At 30.0% G+C, this 21,256-nt stretch carries 18 protein-coding genes; 6 read left to right on the forward strand and 12 right to left on the reverse strand.

Annotation, left to right across the window (positions count from 1 at the left end; genetic code table 11):
• Nucleotides 1-76: 76 nt before the first annotated feature.
• Nucleotides 77-1,381 carry a hypothetical protein gene (locus RBH29_RS00090; protein ID WP_306694199.1) on the reverse strand — a complete coding sequence of 435 codons (1,305 nt, stop codon included), beginning with the start codon at nt 1,379-1,381 and terminating at the stop codon, nt 77-79.
• 323 nt (nt 1,382-1,704) lie between these two features.
• Between RBH29_RS00090 and RBH29_RS00095 the strand changes: the two genes are divergently transcribed.
• Together RBH29_RS00095 and RBH29_RS00100 are read left to right on the forward strand one after the other, a co-directional pair.
• Nucleotides 1,705-2,646 (forward strand): glycosyltransferase family 2 protein, encoded by a 942-nt coding sequence (locus RBH29_RS00095; protein WP_306694200.1) that lies wholly within the window; start codon nt 1,705-1,707, stop codon nt 2,644-2,646.
• A gap of 187 nt (nt 2,647-2,833) precedes the next feature.
• A complete protein-coding gene (locus RBH29_RS00100; RefSeq protein ID WP_306694201.1) occupies nt 2,834-4,195 on the forward strand; it encodes a glycosyltransferase family 39 protein in 1,362 nt (453 codons plus the stop codon).
• Nucleotides 4,196-4,274: 79 nt separating this feature from the next.
• Here RBH29_RS00100 and RBH29_RS00105 read toward each other — a convergent pair whose 3' ends face one another.
• The 6 genes from RBH29_RS00105 to RBH29_RS00130 all read right to left on the reverse strand — a co-directional run bounded on the left by RBH29_RS00105 (nt 4,275) and on the right by RBH29_RS00130 (nt 8,129).
• A complete protein-coding gene (locus tag RBH29_RS00105) occupies nt 4,275-4,892 on the reverse strand; it encodes a TetR/AcrR family transcriptional regulator (RefSeq protein WP_306694202.1) in 618 nt (205 codons plus the stop codon).
• Between the two features lie 27 nt (nt 4,893-4,919).
• Complete coding sequence (locus RBH29_RS00110; protein WP_306694203.1) at nt 4,920-5,642, reverse strand: ABC transporter permease; 723 nt, start codon at nt 5,640-5,642, stop codon at nt 4,920-4,922.
• A 2-nt stretch (nt 5,643-5,644) separates the two neighbouring features.
• Nucleotides 5,645-6,370 (reverse strand): ABC transporter permease, encoded by a 726-nt coding sequence (locus RBH29_RS00115; protein ID WP_306694204.1) that lies wholly within the window; start codon nt 6,368-6,370, stop codon nt 5,645-5,647.
• A complete protein-coding gene (locus tag RBH29_RS00120) occupies nt 6,363-7,217 on the reverse strand; it encodes an ABC transporter ATP-binding protein (protein ID WP_306694205.1) in 855 nt (284 codons plus the stop codon). The genes RBH29_RS00115 and RBH29_RS00120 overlap by 8 nt, the downstream gene beginning before the upstream one ends.
• A 171-nt stretch (nt 7,218-7,388) precedes the next feature.
• A complete protein-coding gene (locus RBH29_RS00125) occupies nt 7,389-7,595 on the reverse strand; it encodes a DUF896 domain-containing protein (protein WP_306694206.1) in 207 nt (68 codons plus the stop codon).
• A gap of 90 nt (nt 7,596-7,685) precedes the next feature.
• A complete protein-coding gene (locus RBH29_RS00130) occupies nt 7,686-8,129 on the reverse strand; it encodes a YaiI/YqxD family protein (protein WP_306694207.1) in 444 nt (147 codons plus the stop codon).
• Nucleotides 8,130-8,525: 396 nt separating this feature from the next.
• On the opposite strand from RBH29_RS00130, the gene RBH29_RS00135 reads away from it, so the two are divergent.
• Complete coding sequence (locus tag RBH29_RS00135) at nt 8,526-9,704, forward strand: phosphoglycerate dehydrogenase (protein ID WP_306694208.1); 1,179 nt, start codon at nt 8,526-8,528, stop codon at nt 9,702-9,704.
• Between the two features lie 70 nt (nt 9,705-9,774).
• Here the strand turns inward: RBH29_RS00135 and RBH29_RS00140 are convergent, their stop codons facing one another.
• Nucleotides 9,775-11,004, reverse strand: a complete 1,230-nt coding sequence (locus RBH29_RS00140) for a putative glycoside hydrolase (RefSeq protein ID WP_306694209.1) — start codon at nt 11,002-11,004, stop codon at nt 9,775-9,777.
• A 312-nt stretch (nt 11,005-11,316) separates the two neighbouring features.
• Nucleotides 11,317-13,176 (reverse strand): methyl-accepting chemotaxis protein, encoded by a 1,860-nt coding sequence (locus tag RBH29_RS00145; RefSeq protein ID WP_306694210.1) that lies wholly within the window; start codon nt 13,174-13,176, stop codon nt 11,317-11,319.
• Between the two features lie 524 nt (nt 13,177-13,700).
• Between RBH29_RS00145 and RBH29_RS00150 the strand changes: the two genes are divergently transcribed.
• The gene (locus tag RBH29_RS00150; RefSeq protein ID WP_306694211.1) at nt 13,701-16,205 is read left to right on the forward strand and encodes an ATP-binding protein; all 2,505 of its coding nucleotides are present in this window, start codon (nt 13,701-13,703) and stop codon (nt 16,203-16,205) included.
• A gap of 25 nt (nt 16,206-16,230) precedes the next feature.
• Here the strand turns inward: RBH29_RS00150 and RBH29_RS00155 are convergent, their stop codons facing one another.
• On the reverse strand, nt 16,231-16,452 hold the full coding sequence (locus tag RBH29_RS00155; protein ID WP_306694212.1) for an NHLP leader peptide family RiPP precursor: 222 nt from the start codon (nt 16,450-16,452) through the stop codon (nt 16,231-16,233).
• A 50-nt stretch (nt 16,453-16,502) separates the two neighbouring features.
• The gene (locus tag RBH29_RS00160; protein ID WP_306694213.1) at nt 16,503-17,471 is read right to left on the reverse strand and encodes a hypothetical protein; all 969 of its coding nucleotides are present in this window, start codon (nt 17,469-17,471) and stop codon (nt 16,503-16,505) included.
• 202 nt (nt 17,472-17,673) lie between these two features.
• On the opposite strand from RBH29_RS00160, the gene RBH29_RS00165 reads away from it, so the two are divergent.
• Together RBH29_RS00165 and RBH29_RS00170 are read left to right on the forward strand one after the other, a co-directional pair.
• Nucleotides 17,674-18,363 (forward strand): response regulator, encoded by a 690-nt coding sequence (locus tag RBH29_RS00165; protein WP_306694214.1) that lies wholly within the window; start codon nt 17,674-17,676, stop codon nt 18,361-18,363.
• Nucleotides 18,364-18,472: 109 nt separating this feature from the next.
• On the forward strand, nt 18,473-19,594 hold the full coding sequence (locus tag RBH29_RS00170; protein ID WP_306694215.1) for a response regulator transcription factor: 1,122 nt from the start codon (nt 18,473-18,475) through the stop codon (nt 19,592-19,594).
• 217 nt (nt 19,595-19,811) lie between these two features.
• Here RBH29_RS00170 and RBH29_RS00175 read toward each other — a convergent pair whose 3' ends face one another.
• Nucleotides 19,812-21,179 (reverse strand): citrate/2-methylcitrate synthase, encoded by a 1,368-nt coding sequence (locus RBH29_RS00175; protein ID WP_306694217.1) that lies wholly within the window; start codon nt 21,177-21,179, stop codon nt 19,812-19,814.
• Nucleotides 21,180-21,256 lie beyond the last annotated feature (77 nt).

The raw sequence follows: 21,256 nt of genomic DNA on the forward strand, positions 1-21,256 counted from the left end.
TTCAAAATGCTCACTATATATTTTATCACAACTTTTTAATATTTTCTATAGATTTTACTGTTTCTTCACGGTAAAATCACCATTCCAAGAAAAGCCATAATGTACCATATATATTTAATGCCACTGAAAACACTATTAAAGGTATAATAGATACTGTTACAGGTATTTCATATTTCTTAAAATTATTTATTTTTGAGCCTTTAATTAAAACATATAAAAAAGCCATAGGAAGCATATCAATAAAGTACCTGAGACCAAATTGCCAGCCGCCTAAAGTTCTATGGCTTAATGTAACAAGAAAATGTAATAAAATAGTGCCTGGTATCAATAAATCAAACATATTAAGCTTTATTTTTTTTCTTAAAGCCATAAAAATTGATGTAAAAAAACTAAAAAGAAATACAATATAAAATGGATTGGCAAGATAAAAAGCAAAACCATTAAACTTTGGAAACTGTATTTTATAATTCTCATTTAGTGGCAATCTAAATATATTTCCCCAATTATTCAAAAAATAATTTATATTAAATTGACCATCAGGTTCATTTACATATTCTAGAAGGTACTGCCTACCAAAATCAAGTGGATTCCCAAACCTTATAAAATTATATGCAGCATATGAAAAACCTATAAAAGCAGGAATTATTGATAATTTTACTAATACCTTTAAAAAAAACTTTGTATCAAAACCTTCTTTTTTAAGTTTTTGATATACAATGTACATATACACAGGAAAATAAACTATTTGAAAGGGTCTGCATCCAACTGCCATGGCCCACAATGCTAATGCTAAATACCAATGAGCCTTCTTGTCCGAAGTAATGAAGAATATAGAAAAACATGTTAGTGCAAAATTAAGAGACTGCGCCTGATACCACACGCCCCCCATTACAGACACAGATATTAAATTAGATCCAAAAGCTAAAAAAACCGCCCACATTACCGCACTAAAATCACTTAATTTCCACCTCTTACACAACATATATATTGCTAAAAATGCAAGTATGGCATATAGCGAAGTAACAAGAGAACTTGGAGTTTCTTCTCCAAAAAATATTGCCAAAAAAAACATTGGCACTGTCGGAAATGGCGGAAAACTAAGATAAACTTTATCTTGATAATATGCTAACTCAAGCCATGGATAGTCTTGTCCTAAATGAGTTTGTCCACTAAGCCAAGCATTGGCCTGTAACGTATAGGAATCCCAATGGCTATTATGCATTATTGTCTGATTAAGAGCTGAGTAGAGATAACCATACATAATAATCGCTAAAATTAAAAATATTATAAAAAACTTGTATTTATTTAAAAACTTATAAATTAAATTGTCACCAGAACCAGCCTGAGATTTTTTATTTGAGTTATTACGCTTTTTTTTCATATTAAATATTATCCTCCCTTACTTTTACAATAAATCTACTCTCCTTAGCCTCTGACTTCTATTAAAATTTTAGCACAAATTATATTATTTATCTATATCTCATCTTTTTTATATCCAACGGATAATTTTTTATCTATTATAGCACCATAGCATTCTAAGCATTTTATTTTCAAAAGTTATATAAAAATCCACACATGTTGAAAATATGGAAGAAACATTGTTCTTCACTTAATATATACACCCTTAATCAGTGAGGCTTGATTTTTTTATGAAATGTTTTATAATTTATATAGTAAAGTATTATTTATAAAAAGGACTTTTTTATGAAGATAATAAGTGTTATCGTACCCTGTTTTAATGAAGAGGAATCCTTAGGGATTTTTTACAAAACAACCTTAGAATGTATATCTAAAATTTCAAACTACAACTTTGAATTTGTATTTGTTGATGACGGAAGTACTGACAATACATTAGCGATATTAGAAGAACTTTCCAAAAAAGATAGTCGTATTTTGTATTTTTCATTTTCAAGAAACTTTGGAAAAGAATCTGCTATGTATGCAGGTCTTAAAAATGCCTCAGGAGATTTTGCAGTGTTTATGGATGCAGATTTACAAGATCCTCCTTCCCTTCTTCCAGAAATGATAAATGCAATAGAAAATGAAGGTTACGACTGTGTGGCTACAAGGAGAGTTGAACGAAAAGGTGAACCTGTTATAAGGAGCTTTTTTGCCCGTAGATTTTATAAACTCATAAATAAAATATCCGATATAGAAATTATGGATGGTGCAAGAGATTTTCGCCTTATGACAAGACAAGTTGTAGATTCAATATTAGAATTAACTGAATATCATAGATTCTCCAAGGGAATATTTGACTGGATAGGATACAAAACCAAGTGGATTGACTACCAAAATCTCGAAAGAGTAGCCGGAACAACCAAATGGTCTTTTTGGAAACTATTCAAATATGCAATTGAAGGTATTGTAGCATTTACAACCATGCCTTTGAAAGTAGCTTCATTTTTTGGAATGATTATATCTCTTATATCCTTTATATCTTTAGTTTTTGTTGTTGTAAGAAGACTGATTTTCGGTGACCCTGTAGGTGGATGGGCTTCTATAGTAAGTATTCTACTTGCTGTAAGCGGTATCCAATTAATATGTGTAGGAGTTATGGGAGAGTATCTTTCTAAAACTTATATGGAGACTAAAAGGAGACCCTTATATTTTATCAAATCTACTAATAAAAAAGCTCGTAAATAAGAAATAACAACGTACACTCAGTAACTGCAATGTGCCTTAATAAACTTTCTACTAATGTTTTTTCCATATTTTAAAATACCAGTAATGCATGTAACTTTTATTTTTTATGCTGTTGATTTTATAAGAAAATAGCAATATAATGTATTACAAAGGTAGAGGCTTAAAATAAGATAAAAGAGGTATTTAGATGGGATTAAATGAGTTTGGATCAAAATTATATATATACATAATGGTAATATCCCTATGTCTTATAGGTCTTTTTATTATTCTAAAAATATTTAAAGAAATTGGAATTATGAATTTTAATAAACTAATCAGACTTAAGGAAAAATGCTTGTTTGGTATGTATTCTGCTAAAAAGAAACTTAATTTCTCAAAAATAATAAAATTAAACGATGACAAAAAGAAAAATTTAAGATTATTTTTTTCCCTTGCTCTGATAACATTATTTTCAAGGTTGATTATTTTTCTCCTTGCTTTTATATGGAACTATTATAATCAAGAGATTCCTCAAGGTTTTTTAGACAGCTTTAAAGGTTTGTGGGTAAAATGGGATTCTAGCAATTATATATTTTTAGCTGAAAACTGGTATGTTAATGAGGGAGAGCCACGACTTTATATAGCTTTTTATCCCCTCTATCCTCTTTTAATGAGAATTTTAACTTTTGTAATTAAGGACTCTCTACTAGCAGGAGTAATTGTCTCAAATACATGCATTGCCTTTGCTTCATATTACCTTTATAAGCTGGTCAACCTAGATTTTGACGATAAAACCTCTTTTGCAGCAGTAAAGTATATGTTAATTTTCCCATTTTCTTTTTACTTTGGGATAGTATTTACCGAAAGCCTTTTTATTATGCTTTCAATAATATTCTTTTATCATTTAAGAAAACACAATTGGGCTTTAGCTGGTATCTTTGGTTTTTTATCAGCCACTACAAAAAATCAGGGAATTATTCTATTTGCACCAGCTGTTGTAGAAATTATTATATCTTTAGAACTCCCAAATATACGTTATATCTTTTCTCATAAAAAAAGAGTGTTTACAAACTTTTTAAAAAGATTTGTCTGGACTCTTTTTATTCCTATGGGATTTGGAACATATCTTTGTTTAAATAAAGTTGTAACAGGTAGTTGGTTTAAATTTCTTGAGTATCAATCAGAAAACTGGAATAATGAACTTGCATTTATTGTTGACACTTTAAAATATCATTTTCGCTACTTAGAAACTTGGGATTCTCAAATGTACAAAATCACAATATGGCTTCCTCAATTGGTTTTTCTCTTTATAATAGTGGTTCTTATGTTATATGGTTTAAAAAAATTACGTGGTTCATATCTTTTATATACATATATATATACCATCATCATATATTCATCAACTTGGTTAATAAGCGGCTCAAGATATGTACTCTGTTTATTTCCGCTATTCATTCTCACTGCACTTGTTTCACAAAAAAACAAATATGTTGACTTCTCGCTCACATTTATATCCATTATATTCTTAGGTTATTACACTTTAGCTTACATTCAAAATGCTGTGATTTAATTTAAGCATAAATCCACAAAAGTGAACTCGTTTAGCTAAAGCTAAACATCGCGGCTTCATGTGGAGACTTAGAATAAGATCAATACTCATTTTTCCCCTTAAGTCCATTTTTTAAGAACTCAATTAAGTTATCAATAGACTCTTTATACCCATCAATATTATCCACCTCAACCATTTCATGCAAATGAGTAAAGAAGTATACAATTAATCTTTGAATAAAATCCTTTGGCAAATCTTTTCTCAAATCTCCTTTTTTATATGCATCTTCTATAATGGCTTCAAAAAAATGATTTGACTCTATTCCAGATTTTTTTAAAGCTTTATCGTGAATTTTTGTCCCACGCTCTTTCAATAAATAGCTTTGTGAAAAATTATATATTTTTTGATTTTGTCTTGCAAACTCCATTCCTGCATCAGTAAACTTTTTCAACAAAGTAAAAAAATCCTTGTCAAAATCTTCCTCGCTAATTTTTAATTTAAAAAACTTTTTCTTTTCTTCTATCAAAATACCTACAAGGTATAGATATAAGTCTTCTTTATTTTTAAAATGATAATAAAACGCCCCCTTACTCACACCTGCTTCATGTAAAATTTTATTTAAAGAGGCATTTTCATAACCTTTTTTACTAAATTCATCTAATGCCTCATTTATTAATTCACTTTTTCTTTCAAAAAACTTCTCATCTTTACAATCCAATATTAATTCACCTCAAAATTTATCAAATTATAATTTTATTCTTTTTAAAAAAACCTTATATGACAATATGTTTAAAATTAATACATATATTAATCCAATAAAATAATATTGATTATAGGTAAAATACAATAATCTTTCTCCTCTTATAATACTGCTAATTGCTTTTGCTGGCCAGTACCCTGGGGCAAAAGAAAAAAATAATTCTTTTTTGTCCATAAAAAACAATGAAATTACCGGGAATATTAAAATAATCCCAAGCCCTTTCATAACTGCAAATCCTTCAATTTTATTTTTTGACAGAGAATTTATAAATAATCCTGTCATAGGTGCTGAAAGAGATGCTAAAAAAGAAATTGTTATAATATTTTTAAAAAGTAAGTCTCCTATATCCGAAAACCACATCACAAAAGCACATGCAATAAAAGATAGTGCAAAAATTATAACAATTCTAAATGATAAAAACTGATGTACACTAAGGGGTGTAACCTTTATAGATGTCAAAATATTATCATCTCTATCATCTAAAACAGAGAATGCCATAATTGCACCAAAAAGCTGAGGTGTCATTAAAACTAAAAATACAATTATAAAATCTGAATAGGCATCAATATCAAAACCACTGCTATCAGATATTAAAGGAAGTATGTACCTGGCTAAACTTCCAAGTATAACAGGATAAAAAAGCATAAATTTCATCATTGGGTCTCTAGTCCATTTTTTTAATTCATTTGATAAAAAGCTACCATACATAATTAAACACCACTTTCTCTTATCGCAAATTGGTCAAACTTTTTCAAAACTATAAAATACAATAATATCGAAAAAACAATCAAGTTGCCAAAAGAAACACATATCTCTAAAGTCTCCACACCTCCTGTGGAAGCATTAAGAAGCATCATTGATGCCTTTGTAGGCAAAACATAAAAAACATTATTTATTATATCACTTTTTATTATTCCAATTTGTTCAAATACAATTGGCAGCATAAATATAAAAGCATATTTCATCACTCCAATTAATAAGTTTGTAAAATCTTTTGAATAAAATGTAAGTATAAGACCTAAAAGTGAATGAAAAAGGCTTATTAATAATACTGCCAAAAACAACATGATAATATTTATATTAATATCTTTAAATACTTTTGCATAGAACAACACTATCACTAAAGATATTGTATTTATGAAAATATTTGAAAATACTTTTGCAAGAATATATTCTATCTTTCCAACAGGTGAAACAAGCAACGATTTTATTGTTCCTTCCTGCTTTTCAAAAAACAATGTAACCCCTACTAAAAGCATAGACATAGATGTTGCATCAAGAAAAATAAAGAAAGGAAACATTTCTTCTGCTGCATTTTTGTCCATGAAATAAAGAATACCTATCCATATAAATGATACTAAAAAGCTAGCAGTCAGTATATTATACTTCTTAATTCTTTCAACCTCACCTTTAAATAGAATCAAAAAATTACTCATTGCCCATCACCCCGGTCAATTTAATAAAAATATCATCTAAAGTTGTCTCTTTACTATGAATTGTTATAATTTTTTTTGTCTTTACAATGTCCAGAAAAATCTTATTAGAGTTAAGGCTGTCAAGATTAAAAGACTGTTTTCCAATACCATTATTACCTTCAAACTCTACCTCTACTACTCTTTTACCGTGTTTTAATTTAAGATTTTTGGGAGTGTCTATCTGTACAATTTTGCCATTAGCCATGAAAGCGACTCTGTCACATAGTTCATCTACATCACTCATTAGATGGGTAGTTAATAACACTGTACCACCACTTTTTTTAAATTCCCTTATTATGTCCTTTACTATTCTTGCATTTTTAGGATCAAGACCATTTGTAGGCTCATCTAAAAATAGAACTTTGGGTTCATTCAACAAAGCTCTTACAAAATTCAGACGAACCTTCATTCCTTTTGAATATTCAGAAACTTTTTTGTCTCTGTACTCATAAAGCCCAACTCTTTTTAAAAGTTCATCTGTATCCACTGTGTCTTTATAAAGCTTTTTAAAAAAACTTAAATTTTCATTGGCAGTTAGTTTTGAAAAATGAACTGGCATTTCAAATCCAACTCCCACACTTTGATAGAAGGCTTTCCCATAAGAACCTAGTTCTTTACCTTTATACAACACTTCTCCACGGTAATTTTCCAAAAGCTTAACAAGTATTTTTTGTGTAGTGCTTTTTCCCACTCCACTAGGTCCTAGCAAACCAAAAATTTCTCCTTCATTAATACCAAATGTAATGTCTTTAATGGTATTTTCTTCATTCTTAGGATACTTGAAAATTAGATTTTTAACATTGAACATTTTAGTCCAACCTCCTTATTAGACCAACCAGTCTAGACCACTAAGTCTAGTATATAACATATTATTTTGTTTGTCAATATATGAAAAGCATCTCAAAAATGAACTCGCCTATTTTTTGTAATAAGCGAGTTCATTTCTAGACCTACAAATATAATTTTTTTATAAACCAATTTAGGAATCTTTTTTAAGAGGTTTTTTGTTGCCATCCTTGTCAACAATAACTACAGAATTTAAAGTTGCCTTAACATTTGATTTAAAATTTTTTAAATATTTCTGTCTCAAAACTTTTTGTTCTTCTTTCTCTTTTTCTGTAAGCCCTTCTGTGGTTTTTGACTTTTTGGCAAGTTGATTTATTCTATCTATCAGTTTTTTATCCAATATATCCCTCCTTTTGTTGGATGTATTTAATATAAAAGTTACTCTTATAATCTTTAGTTATAGTACAATTTCCAGCTGAAGCCCTAATTTTTAACTAAAGTTAAGAGAGTTCAATAACATACCAAATGCCTTTTCAAAATTAGCATCATCTTCTCTTTTTCTCTTTGATGGTCCTGAAATTTTCCCTCCACCTCTTCTAATTTTTTGACTAACATGCCTTTCAAAAAGCAGTTTATCTATATTTTCATTGTTATATACTCTTCCATTTTGATTTATAACTTTAGCACCCTTTGTTAGTGACATTGCTGCAACACCATAGTCCTGTGTTATAACAACATCACCTTTTTCAATTTTATTTACAAGTACAAAATCAACTGAATCACTAAATTTATCTACAACTATTGTCTTAGAATAATTATCATCAATTACATGACATGTATCAACTAGCATTATAACAGGTATGTCATATTTTTTCGAAACTTTGATTATTATATCTTTTACTGGACAGGCGTCCGCATCAACTAATACTTTCAAAATTACTACTCCTTTTTTAATTTTACCTTAATATACAAATGGTATGTCATTTATGTACATAGAAAATATGGAATATTCTTCTTCACATTTATTATATACACCCAATATACAATATAAATTATAATACATTAAAAAGTATTTGTACATTTATTATAATTTTTAATAATGAAAAAGGTTTTGTTAAACTATTGACAATCTCGATAATTTATTGTAGATTTCAAGTATGCACTTAAAATTTATATTATAATATAAATTTTTGAGAAGACTAATATAGGAAAGATTATAAAATTCTTTTTCAAAAACAATGTTAACTATTATCTCAAAAAACCTTTAGCATTAACCAGTTTTTGAGGTAAATGGTATAAGTAATAAAATTTTTATAGGTAGGTGAAGAAAATGTTTACAATTAAAACTCTTAACAAAATCTCAACAAAAGGACTAGAGCTTTTTTCAAGGGACAAATATGAAATAGCAACAGAAATATCAAATCCCGATGCAATAATTTTAAGGAGCTTTAAAATGCATGATATGGAACTGCCCTCTAAATTAAAAGCAGTTGCAAGAGCTGGAGCAGGCGTTAATAATATACCTGTAGACAAGTGTACCGAAAATGGTATTGTTGTTTTTAATACTCCAGGAGCTAATGCTAACGCTGTTAAAGAATTAGTGCTTTCTGGTCTGCTTTTATCATCAAGAAAAATTAATAAAGGAATATCTTGGGCTCAATCCCTTAAAGGAAAGGGAAGCGAGGTTCCCGGGCTTGTTGAAAAGGGAAAATCACAGTTTAAAGGTCCTGAAATCAAAGGAAAAACACTTGGTGTTATAGGTCTTGGTGCTATAGGAGTAATGGTTGCTAATGATGCCCTTGCACTTGGAATGAACGTAGTAGGGTTTGACCCTTTTATTTCCATAAATTCTGCTTGGGAACTTTCAAGTACTGTTGAAAAAGCTCCAAACTTAGAACATTTGCTTTCTGTTTCTGATTACATCTCCATACATGCACCTTATAATGATAATACAAGCGGAATGATAAACAAAGATACTTTAAATATCATGAAAGATGGTGTGAGAATAGTCAACTTTGCAAGAGGGGGCTTAGTTGACAATAAAGATATGCTAGAATCTATCGAAAACGGTAAAGTAGCATGTTATGTAACCGATTTCCCTAGTGAAGAATTATTGGAAAATGAAAATATAATAACAATTCCTCACCTAGGAGCATCAACTCCTGAATCTGAAGAAAATTGTGCATTGATGGCTTCAAGTCAGCTTAGAGAATTTTTAGAGAAAGGAAATATAAGAAACTCTGTTAATTATGCAAACTGCGAACTTCCTTTTTCTGGTGATTCAAGAGTGGTATGTGCTCACGAAAATATCCCTAATATGCTGGGTCAGATTACTACAATACTTGCAGAAAACAATTATAATATTGCCGATATGATTAGCAAAAACAAAGATAAAACCGGCTATACCATTGTAGACATTGGAGGAAAAATATCTGATGAAACAGTTGAAAAGCTTAAATCTGTATCTGGAATCAATATGGTCAGGATACTGGATATATCTGGGTGTTAGCCTTTAATTAAATATTTTAAAACCGTCCAAATGTTAATTTAAACATCTGGACGGTTTTTTTAAATATTTTTTAATCAATTTTTTCAAATGCATCTACACTATAATTATTCATTGGATCCCAAAAAAGCCATTCTTCATATCCTGCATCATAAACAGCTTGTATTTGCTGTTTTGCCTGTTCAACTCCATAGCTTTGATAATTGCCCTGACCTATCCAAGAACCCGTGAAATCTTGCAAAAATGGTCTTATAACAGGTGTATGCCCTTCCACATCTTCATACCTTGATTGAGCTTTTAAAAGCGTATTTAAAACTACTCCATATGGATCTAAATCCGGTTTTGGAAACACTACACCGTTAATTGACTGTCCCAACGCATAGTGAGAAGGATATATCATAGGGGATATATAGTCTAATTCCTTTCCAACATGCTCAAAGTATTGACCTATTCCCTCTCTGTCACCAGGACTCTCGCAAACAATTGCAAATATATCGCCAGATATTATTTCCCCATGTAATTCCTGCCTTGCATAGGACAAAAAGTCATTTACAACTTGATATGCTTCCCTGTCATCCTGGCTTTCAAATACCATATCACTTCTTCTTCCATCTGGAAACCTTATATAATCAAACTGAATTTCATTAAAACCTCTATCTAGTGCTTCTCTTGCAAGATCTATTGCATACTGCCAGGATTCTTCGTTGTAAGGATCCACCCAATTTACACCATTAAAAACGTATAGTCCACCATCGTTATTTTTTATAGCATACTCAGGTTTATTTTCTGCAAGAATTGGGTCTTTAAAAACCACTATTCTTCCTATTGAATATATATCATTTTCCTCTAATTCGCTTGTAACTTTATCAATATCATATCTTGATGCAACTGCTCCCATTTCATTTGCCAATGGAACATCTGAGTTATATCCTACTATACCCTTTTCATTTTTTATGTCTATAACATAGGCATTTATTTCGGTAGTATTTGCAAGATCAATATAGCGTTGCAGCCTCACTCCTGCTGTAGATGAAGTCAAGTATAGTCCTCTTGCCTTAACTCTTTTTTTATCTGCATTATTAAAGGGAGTGCCATCTCCTTCATCTTCCTCTTCTTCCTCTTCCTCAAAATCTTCAGTATCATTTAAAGACTCATCAATTTCATTTTGAGTTTCTGGAACTGGAGTATTTACCGGCTTATCTCCTTCCTCTTCAAGAGCATTTATACCACATCCAACTAAAACTACAACTAAAGTACTAATTAAAGTTAATAACCAAATACTTTTAATAAACGATTTTTTCATAGAAAACGACCTCCCAATTAGTTTTTAATAAAAAATATACACAAATGCAAACATTGTAAAAAATACCAGAAACACCTAATACAAGCCCTGTAAAAGAATTGTTTACATTTAAACTTTATCAAAAAAATAAGAAAAAAGCAATAAGCCAATTTGTTCTATGTGTACATAATAAATGTAAATAATAATATTTTATATTTTCATTAAGATAAATGACATCCACACCTTTTGTTCTATAAAAAAAGCCAACATATCAATTATATGATAGGCTGGCTAAAGTAAAGTCATTTAGCTCTAGCTAAACAAGATTTAAAATTAATATTTACCATATTCTTTTTCATCTAAAGATATTTCTGACGTAGCTGGTATATGGGAACTATCTTCTAAATTTTTCTTTTCATAGTTTGTTCCCTTTTGTTCATTTTTAAAAGAAGTTTTCTTTTCAATCATATCTTCAAGCATATTAATCATATCAGAATTTATTGGATTCCCATTGCTAAAATTAGATGTTTCTTTCAGCTTGAATTTTCTAACAGACTCTTTTAACAACTCAGCCTGACTTGATAATTCTTCACTTGCAGAAGCACTTTCTTCAGCAGTAGCAGAATTTGTTTGCACAACTTGGGATACTTCTGAAACAGCCTGATTTACTTGAGATATTCCTGTAGCCTGTTCATTTGACGCTTGTGTAATTTCTCCTACAAGATCAACAGCCTTTGTAACTCCTTCTACTATTTTTTTCAATGCTTCTGATGTATCATTTGCAATTTTCGTTCCTGTTCCAACTTTTGATATACAGCCTTCAATCATCTCTGTTGTCTCCTTAGCTGCATTTGCACTCCTTGCTGCAAGATTTCTAACTTCTTCTGCCACTACAGCAAAACCTTTTCCATGCTGACCTGCTCTGGCAGCTTCAACTGCTGCATTGAGGGCAAGAATATTAGTCTGAAAAGCTATTTCATCTATTACTTTAATTATTTTTGAAATGTTAGAGGATGACTCATTAATGTCAGACATAGCATTAAGCATTCCATCCATCTGACCATTTCCTTCAATGGCATCCTCTTTTGCAGCCAACGCTAAATCATTTGCCCTGTTTGCATTAGCAGCATTTTGCTTTGTCTGTGTAGCCACCTGATCAATAGACGTCGTTACCTCTTCTATTGAGCTTGCCTGTTCTGTTGCCCCTTGAGACAACAGCTGACTAGAAGATGATACCTGATTTGAACCTGCAGCCACTTGATCCGATGCCGAACTTATGTTAGAAAGAATTTCATTGTTGGCTCTAAGCATCTCATTAATATTTTTTCCTAAAATATCTTTATCTGATTTAACTTTAAGCTCAACAGTCAAGTCACCATCTGCCATCCTTTCAACTGTAAAAGCCTGCTCTCTTATATTTTCAATCATATTACCAAAAGACTTCATCAAACTGCCTATTTCATCTTTTGTATTAGAATCAATTTCAACCTCCACATCTCCTACTGCCAGCTTATCAGCAGCTTTAACCATTTTTTTAACTGGCTTGCTAATGATATTAGATATAAATATTCCAAGTATTATAGCAAAAATCATAGCTCCTGCAATAATCATTATCATAGCTGTAATAGTATCATTTGTTGTGCTCGTTAATTCCGCTGATATAATTTCACCCTCTTCAGTTTTCATATTTACAAGTCCATCAATTCTCTCCTGAACCCCTTCTGCCAGTGCAACCGCTTCACCTTCCATAAGCTCAATTGCCTGCTCATTTTCTCCTTCTAATGCCAAGTTCACTATATTGTCCCGTATTGGATTGAACCTTTCCATATTTGAGACTAGCTCATCAAAATCTCTCTGGACTTCAGCATCGTTAATATATTCTTCAAACTCAGCCAAATTTTCTCCTATTATATTGTCATGTTCATTAATAAGATTTACATACTGCTCTATATTGCTAGTATCCTCCTGCATAACAGCATCTCTGTATGCACCACGTATTATCTGATTTGAAACTGCAACGTTTTGAATGTCGCCTAAAGCTATTCCGTACTCAAGATACAAATCTGTATAGCTTTGATTAATATTTCTTATATTGACTATACCTACAACACCTACAACACCTGCAATCAAAGCCACAAAAATAAATCCTGTCAAAAGCTTCATTGAAATTTTTAGATTGTAAAACCACTTCATAGTTACCATACTCCTTTCTTAATTGAATTACTGCATAGATTGTTTTTTGCCCAAGAGTCATTTAAGGGCATTAGGCAAATATCTAATACACATAGTTACTCGTACACAATTAGTTTTAATACATATCATGAGAAATTTCCCTATAGATTATAGGAAAAAATTCTAAAAAGAGATAAGTTTCTGCTCCTTATGGAAAAATTTAAGAAAAACATAAGTTTTATTTTTCTGTTAATTATATTAATTCTACAAGTAATTTTAAAATCCTTTATTTTTATGAAATTTTTTCACAATATACTTTCTATTTAGGTTGCATAATATTTAATTGTTCTTCACCTTTATTATATACCCCCTTTCGACAAACACTTTGACATGTAGAGCATGTATATATATAATTTAATTATTAAAACATTTTGTATTTAGGAATAAGGCAATACTAACCTCCATTTTTAAGTAGAAGATTTTACATAGTTATTTATTTTATTATTGCTATTATTATATCTGAAATAAAACAGGAGAGATAAATAATGAAACATTATTTTATGTCAAATATCACAGACTGCTTTTGTATAAAAAAACTTTTTAAAGTTATTTTTTTATCAATGTACAGATTTATAGAAAATTTAACTTTTATAAAAAAAGTTTTAATTGTGCTGTTTTTGTTCCTGATTTTTTTTGCTTCTACTCCTGTTTATTCTAGTTCGTATAATGAAGATGAATTTATTCTTTTGAATGAAAATTGGCAATATCATATAGGGGATTCTCTTACAGGAAGTAATGATTTGCCTCTTTTGATACAGGATGACAATTTCGAGTGGACTGATGTGGAGATATCAACTTATATAGAAAGACCTGACGATTGTGATGTAGCTTGGCTTAGAATAAAAATACCAGATGCGGATTGGATATCACCTGCTATTTATTTTGAAGAAATATATGGTGAATCTATTTCAATGTACATAAATGAACGACTAATTCTTGACACTGGGGACTCATATTTAAGAAGTGACAAAAACTCATTTGTTGTACCATTTATCTCTGAAGATTATGGACAATATTTATACATTCGCATAGCATTAAATCGTTATCACAGATTTGGCCCTATACATAATGTTTATATGGGAGACTACCAGCACCTGTCGCTTTTGTTTACAAGAAAAGGACATTCCAGCGAAATATTGGGGTTCTGTTTAATATTTTTGGGCGTAGTTTTGCTTATTACAGCATTTCTTATTGCTGGTTCTAATAAAAAGATTGTTATTTCTCTATGTCCTGTATTGATTTGCATGGGGTTAATTTACATCGTACATTTCTCTCGCTTTGTTGCAAGATTTCCTGAGTACGACTGGATTCTAAATGGATTGTTTAGCTCTCTTATATTGGCATCATTGTTTTCAATAACCTATTTTTTTAAACAAATTTTTGGATCAGGGTATAGAAAAATAATAGATATCTGTTTAAAGTTAACACTGATTATATTCTTTATTATGCTATTACATAATGCTTTAGATAACTTTTCATTAGGCTATCACGCCTACGTTTATATCCTTGGAGGCTGGTCATTAATTAATATATCAATACTCTTGATAAGTGCCTCATATAATTCATATAAAGGGAACACTGATGCCAAGATATTTATGTTAGGCTTTTGTATATTTGCACTCATTTTAATAACTGAAATGTTTGTATTTTTATTTTATTCTAATAATTATAGATTTTCAGTTTTTAAATGGGGCATTCTAGCATTTATACTTTCACATATAATAATTCTAGGAAGGAAAATTACTTCTTTTCATAATAAAACAATTCTCTATTCTAAAGAACTTGAACAAAAGAATACCCAATTGGATTTAATGTGGAATGAAGTTAAAGAGTCTAGGGACAATCTTGCAGAACTCAATAGAACTTTAGAAGATAAAGTTATTGAAAGAACTCACCAGCTTCAAGAAGCAAATGAAGAACTGGTTTTGCTTAATGAAGAATTACATGCCTCAAATGTAGAACTAAACGATACCCTAGAAATGCTAAAAAATACCCAAGATCAATTGATAAAATCAGAAAAAATGGCAGCATTAGGTCAACTTGTTTCAGGAATTGCCCATGAATTAAATACTCCTTTAGCTGCTATACAGGCTTCAGTCAACAATATAACAGAATATACTCAAACTATATTTAGCTTGTTTTTTGATTTCCTCGAAGATATTACAACTGAAAAAATTCAAATGTTTTTATGCCTTCTTAAAAATTCAAAAAACAATAGCAACTATATTTCCACAAGAGATGAAAGAAAACAAAAAAGAGCACTATTAAAAGAATTAAATCAGCTGGAAATAAAAAATGCACGTAGACTTGCAGAACAACTTACTGCTTTAGGTATATTAGATTATAAACCCTATATTAAAATTTTGGAAAATCCTAAGCTTCATGTAATAATTGAAATAGTTTATTTAATAGTAAGCCTTAAAAATAGTTCATATACCCTATCTTTAGCTGCAGAAAAAACCACTAAAGTTGTATTTGCACTAAAATCCTATTCCCATCAGGGAAATTTAAATAAGAATGAAGAAACAGACATAATTGAAAGCATCGAGACAGTGCTTACAATATATAATAATAAAATCAAGTCAGGTGTAGAAGTTGTAAAAAACTATACCCCTCTTCCTAAAATAAAATCTAATGTTGATGAACTTACACAGGTATGGACAAATATAATTCACAATGCCCTTCAGGCTATGAATTATAATGGAACCCTCTCAATAGATACCTATATACAGAACAAGTATATAGTTGTATCAATTACCGATTCAGGTTCAGGAATTCCTGATGACATAAGGGATAAAATATTTCAGCCTTTTTTCACAACCAAACCTTTAGGTGAAGGAACTGGATTAGGACTTGACATTGTAAGTAAAATCATTAAAAATCATTATGGAAAAATTGAAGTGAGCAGTAAACCTGGTAAAACAACTTTTTCTGTTTTTATTCCAATGCAGGAAAATATAAATTCCGAGATAACTGATGGTAGTATATAGATAATTGTAATTTAAACTTTACTAACTACCATTCATAATCTCTACTTCCAACTTCTTCACCTGAATAGGGTAGTACAATATAAAATAGATTTTGCTTTTCCTCAAGAACCTTTATTTCATTATCACCTGTAGATATACCAAATTCCTTTTCAATAGTTTTATTAGGTTCTTTTAATAAGTTTTGTTTAAATTCCTCGTCACAAGTAGCTTTTTTTATTATCTTTTCTCTAAGTTCCTCTGCTTTCATCTAGAACCCTCCTTTTTTTTACTTATTTTGCTTACCTAGGTACACTCACTTCAAATATTAAAAATGTTTTTATCAACCCAATTAGAGAATCCTCCCATCTCTATTTTTCTCTTTTTTTCCAAACACTTTCGTCTTTGATCTTCCATGAACCCCAATATACTGTTATTATATTCTTTTATATAAATATTTTTATCTTCTATCATTAAATTTAAGTTATAAGAATTTTCACGCAATACAGTACACAGCTTATCTACTATTGTCCCAAAGATTATTTCTTCTTTGACATCAGATGCCTTTATATCCATACTATACTTTATTCCTTCCTTTTTCATAAATTCTCTCAACAAAATATTGGTGTTACTTTTTTTAAGATCCTTTTCCCAATCAATATAATCATCTGCAATTTGAAGAGAAAATAAAATTTTATCAACAGCTTTAGAATAAATATTTAATAGTTTTTCCTTTTTGGATAAAACACAAATTCCTGTTACAGCAATTTTAACCAACTCTGCTTTTGATGAAACTATAGATACCATTTCCTCTTCTAGTAGAGAAATTTCATTGTTTATATTTTTTTGTTCATCTGTAATGGATTTACTCCATCTCTTCATGTAAAAGTCATAATAATCCCAAATTTTCTTATGGGATTCAAAAATTTCTCTGTAAATAGACATGAATTCTAAAAAAAATAAATTTCCTAGTGATATCATTTCGGGCATGTCTTTGAGTTCTATTTCTCTATCAATTAAATCATCTTGTATAAATGCGAACAACATCATAAATGTATTGGCTACTGTAATTTTTATACATATATCTTTTTTGACCCCACATTCATGGTTTACCCAAAAGGAAAGCAAATAGCATATATAGTTTTTTGAAGCATTCTCCTCAAATACATTGTATCGGCTAAGATATTTTTTCCCTGTATCACTTAAGCCTTCAGGATAATTTGATATAATTTCCTGACAATTTTCAAATACCTTTTTTAACTCATCATAAAAGTCATAAAAAAATTTCATATCTTATACCTCTTTTTAAGTTAAATAATATTCTTTCTATAAAAAATATCATACTACAAAGCTCAACTATTTCAGTCACTATATTTTGTAATCAAACTACTTTTGACAATCATTTTGATTATTTTTGTTTAAATATTTGCAAATATATTATATAATTATATCGGTAGATGTTATTTATAATTAATGCTTTTGGAGGGATTTAGTGAATTGTGATGCATTTAACAAAGTTGCTATTATCTTAATAGACGATGAAAGAATTGTCTTAAACAGCTTGAAGTCAGAATTATCAACTTATATTGACGACAAATATGCCATAGAAATTGCAGAAAGTAGCTTTGAAGCCCTCGAATTGGTAGATGAACTTCTTTCAGATGAATATGATATTCCTGTAATTATTTGCGACTATATAATGCCAGAAATGAAAGGGGATGTTTTGCTTAATAAAATTCATCAGAAATCTCCCCATACATTAAAAATATTGCTTACCGGCCAAGCGGTTATCGATGGCGTAGCAAATGCAATAAACAATGCTGAGTTATACAAATATTTTGACAAACCATGGGATAAAAAAGACCTTAAAAAAGCTATTACTGAAGGCATAGACTTATACTATATGAAAAAGAGACAACAAGAGGATTTTTTATTTCTTTCTAGTGAAGAAATGCAAATAAAGCAAAAAATACAGGATATGGAGAACTCTCTCTTAAAAGAAAGATTTCTAAACTCAAATGAAGCAGGTGAAATTATATCTCATTTAAATACTTTAAAAGAAATGTATTCAACGGTGCTAAAACTAAAAAATATAATCGACTCATGCGATGATATAAGAATATCAAATATTGAATCAGAAATAGATAGTCTTAGAAATATGTTGAAAATAATAGAAACATGATATTTAGTGAGCTAGCTTAGCTTTAGCTAACTCTAAACATTAAAAATAAAATTGAGTTTAAGAAAACTTAAAATAATAAATAATATTTTTTTTAAATGGAGACCGTATTATGATGATTCCAGTTGTTGTATGTATAGATGACGAAAAAATAGTTCTTGATAGTCTTAAAAGCCAACTTGAAGTTAAATTTAATGATTCTTTTCAAGTTGAAATATCTGAAAGTGGTGAAGAAGCATTAGATCTAATAGAAGAACTAATATCTGAAGGCAGGGACATTCCTATAGTAATATGTGATTATCTTATGCCTCATATGAAAGGTGATGTGTTGCTAACAAAAATAAAATTTCTTTGCCCTTCTACTTCCTGCATACTTCTTACAGGACAGGCAACTCTTAATGCTATAAAAACTATTGTCAATAATGGAGTAATAAATAAGTTTATTCAAAAACCTTGGGATATAGAATACTTATGTTCCACAATTGAAGGCATTTTACATGAAAGTAAAATTTCTAAGATAAAAAATTATTTACATGAAAATGACGATAATTCTGAAATATCATCTATTAAATCATATATAAAAAATGCTTCTGAGAAAATTAACTCTGCTTTGATAACTATACATCAAAATATAGACTCAATAAAAAAAGTAAGTACTGAATTACCAAAAAATGATTTTGAAACAAATACAGTTGTTGACAACTTTTATGCCGAAACTTCTCAGGTTCTTGATGATATTTTGTCGGAATTTTCATCAATTAAAAAAAAGGATGCACTATTTCCTGGAAATATTCTTAATTTACAACAGGAAGATAACAGTGCAGTAATTTATAACTGTATTTCAAGTCTAATGGAAAGAGTAAGCAATATAGAAAAGAAAATCACTTTAGGCAGTGAAAAAATCGCTGTTTGGAAAGATGATGAAATGTTTGTTTTTAATATAAGCGACATTGTTTGTTTTACATCTGAAAACAGAAACACCCTTGCAATGACAAATAATGACAAGTACAAGGTGAAAGAAACCTTGGACTCTTTGGAAAATCGTTTAAACGACTTGAATTTTTTTCGATGCCACAGATGCTATCTTGTCAACATGAATAACATAATAAAAATAACCCCTTGGCTAGGAACTAACAGTTACATTGCCAAATTAAAAGGACTAGAAGTTGACATTCCAATAAGTAGATTTAAAATCAAAAAACTAAAACAACTGCTAGGACTAGAATGCAGATGAATCTATTAAAATTCTTCTCACTTTTAAAACATTAACTTCACTACAAAACCTATAATCAAAGATGTGAAATTGTCATTTCACATCCCTGATTATCTACTGGAATTATCACATCGTCTTTTATATTATACTATTTTTATATTTTTTTGTATTAAAATTTCGCTGAAATGTATAAAAACAGCTCCCAATGGAATTATTTTAGTGATATATTGATTTAAGGTTATCTTTTATCTATTTTTGTGTAGTTTCTTCTTTTAGCAATACTTTTATATGCCGGCCTGATTATTTTTCCTCTATTTGATATTTCTTCAATCCTATGAGAACTCCAACCAACCACTCTTGATATAGCAAATATAGGTGTATATAATTCAGGTGGAATATCCAACATTCTATACACAAATCCAGAATAAAAGTCTACATTTGCACTAACACCTTTATATATTTTTCTTATTTTCCCAATTGCTTCAGGAGCTATTTTTTCTACTCTAGCGTAAAGTTGAAATTCCTCCTCTAACCCCTTGTCCTCTGCAAGCTTTCCAACATATTCCTTGAATATAACAGCTCTAGGATCAGATATAGAATAAACAGCATGACCTATTCCATAAATTAGACCTGCACCATCAAAAGCTTCCTTTTTTAGAATTTTATCAAGATAATTTGCAATTTCTTCATCATCTTTCCAGTCCTTCACATTTTCTTTAATGTCTTCAAACATTTGAACAACTTTTATATTAGCTCCTCCGTGTCTCGGACCTTTAAGAGAGCCAAGAGAAGCTGCCATAGCAGAATAGGTATCTGTTCCTGATGAAGTTACAACATGGGTGACAAAAGTAGAATTATTTCCTCCTCCATGTTCAGCATGAAGTACAAGAGCAAGGTCTAAAAGAGATGCCTCTAACCTTGTAAATTTACTATCAGGTCTTAACATATGTAAAATATTTTCCGCAGTACTCATATCTGGTCTAGGGCTATGAATAAAAAGACTTTTATCTCCATGATAGTGGGAATAGGCTTGATATCCGTACACTGCCAATAAAGGAAAGTATGCTATCATTTGAATGCACTGCCTTAGCACATTTTTAATAGAAGTGTCATCTGCCATACTATCATAGCTATATAATGCCAGTACACTTCTTGAAAGTACATTCATTATATCCTTACTAGGTGCCTTCATTATCATATCACGAACAAAGCTTTTAGGAAGTCTTCTATACTCTGCAAGAAACTCCTCAAAAGATATAAGTTGATTTCTGTCAGGTAGCTCACCGAATAACAACAAATAGCAGACCTCTTCAAAACCAAAACGTCCCTCATTAATAAAGCCTTCTACCAAATCTTCAATATCAATTCCCCTATAAAGCAACCTGCCTGGAACTGGTACCACTTCATTTTCATCGATAATATATGAATGTACTTCTCCAATTTCAGTTAACCCTGCAATTACACCCTTACCATTGATATCCCTCAAACCTCGTTTTACATCAAACTTACCATATAGTTCAGGATTGATTTTATCGCTTTTTTTTGCTAGCTCAGTTAATTCATCTAATGTTTTGTTGTCATAAAATTCATTACTACCTATTCCCATAAACTGTACCTCCTAACAATCATTTTGTATCTTGTAAGCACTACTTAAAAAGCTATTTTTTAAATTATTGCAACAAC

This window comes from Herbivorax alkaliphila (assembly GCF_030848475.1).
In the GTDB taxonomy this organism is placed as follows: Bacteria; Bacillota; Clostridia; order Acetivibrionales; family Acetivibrionaceae; genus Herbivorax.

Excerpts from the sequence above, each read along its gene's own strand:
- RBH29_RS00090 (WP_306694199.1), bottom strand. The coding sequence starts at position 1,381 with ATGAAAAAAAAGCGTAATAACTCAAATAAAAAATCTCAGGCTGGTTCT.
- RBH29_RS00095 (WP_306694200.1), top strand. The coding sequence starts at position 1,705 with ATGAAGATAATAAGTGTTATCGTACCCTGTTTTAATGAAGAGGAATCC.
- RBH29_RS00100 (WP_306694201.1), top strand. The coding sequence starts at position 2,834 with ATGGGATTAAATGAGTTTGGATCAAAATTATATATATACATAATGGTA.
- RBH29_RS00110 (WP_306694203.1), bottom strand. The coding sequence starts at position 5,642 with ATGTATGGTAGCTTTTTATCAAATGAATTAAAAAAATGGACTAGAGAC.
- RBH29_RS00115 (WP_306694204.1), bottom strand. The coding sequence starts at position 6,370 with ATGAGTAATTTTTTGATTCTATTTAAAGGTGAGGTTGAAAGAATTAAG.
- RBH29_RS00120 (WP_306694205.1), bottom strand. The coding sequence starts at position 7,217 with ATGTTCAATGTTAAAAATCTAATTTTCAAGTATCCTAAGAATGAAGAA.
- RBH29_RS00135 (WP_306694208.1), top strand. The coding sequence starts at position 8,526 with ATGTTTACAATTAAAACTCTTAACAAAATCTCAACAAAAGGACTAGAG.
- RBH29_RS00140 (WP_306694209.1), bottom strand. The coding sequence starts at position 11,004 with ATGAAAAAATCGTTTATTAAAAGTATTTGGTTATTAACTTTAATTAGT.
- RBH29_RS00145 (WP_306694210.1), bottom strand. The coding sequence starts at position 13,176 with ATGAAGTGGTTTTACAATCTAAAAATTTCAATGAAGCTTTTGACAGGA.
- RBH29_RS00150 (WP_306694211.1), top strand. The coding sequence starts at position 13,701 with ATGAAACATTATTTTATGTCAAATATCACAGACTGCTTTTGTATAAAA.
- RBH29_RS00155 (WP_306694212.1), bottom strand. The coding sequence starts at position 16,452 with ATGAAAGCAGAGGAACTTAGAGAAAAGATAATAAAAAAAGCTACTTGT.
- RBH29_RS00160 (WP_306694213.1), bottom strand. The coding sequence starts at position 17,471 with ATGAAATTTTTTTATGACTTTTATGATGAGTTAAAAAAGGTATTTGAA.
- RBH29_RS00170 (WP_306694215.1), top strand. The coding sequence starts at position 18,473 with ATGATGATTCCAGTTGTTGTATGTATAGATGACGAAAAAATAGTTCTT.
- RBH29_RS00175 (WP_306694217.1), bottom strand. The coding sequence starts at position 21,179 with ATGGGAATAGGTAGTAATGAATTTTATGACAACAAAACATTAGATGAA.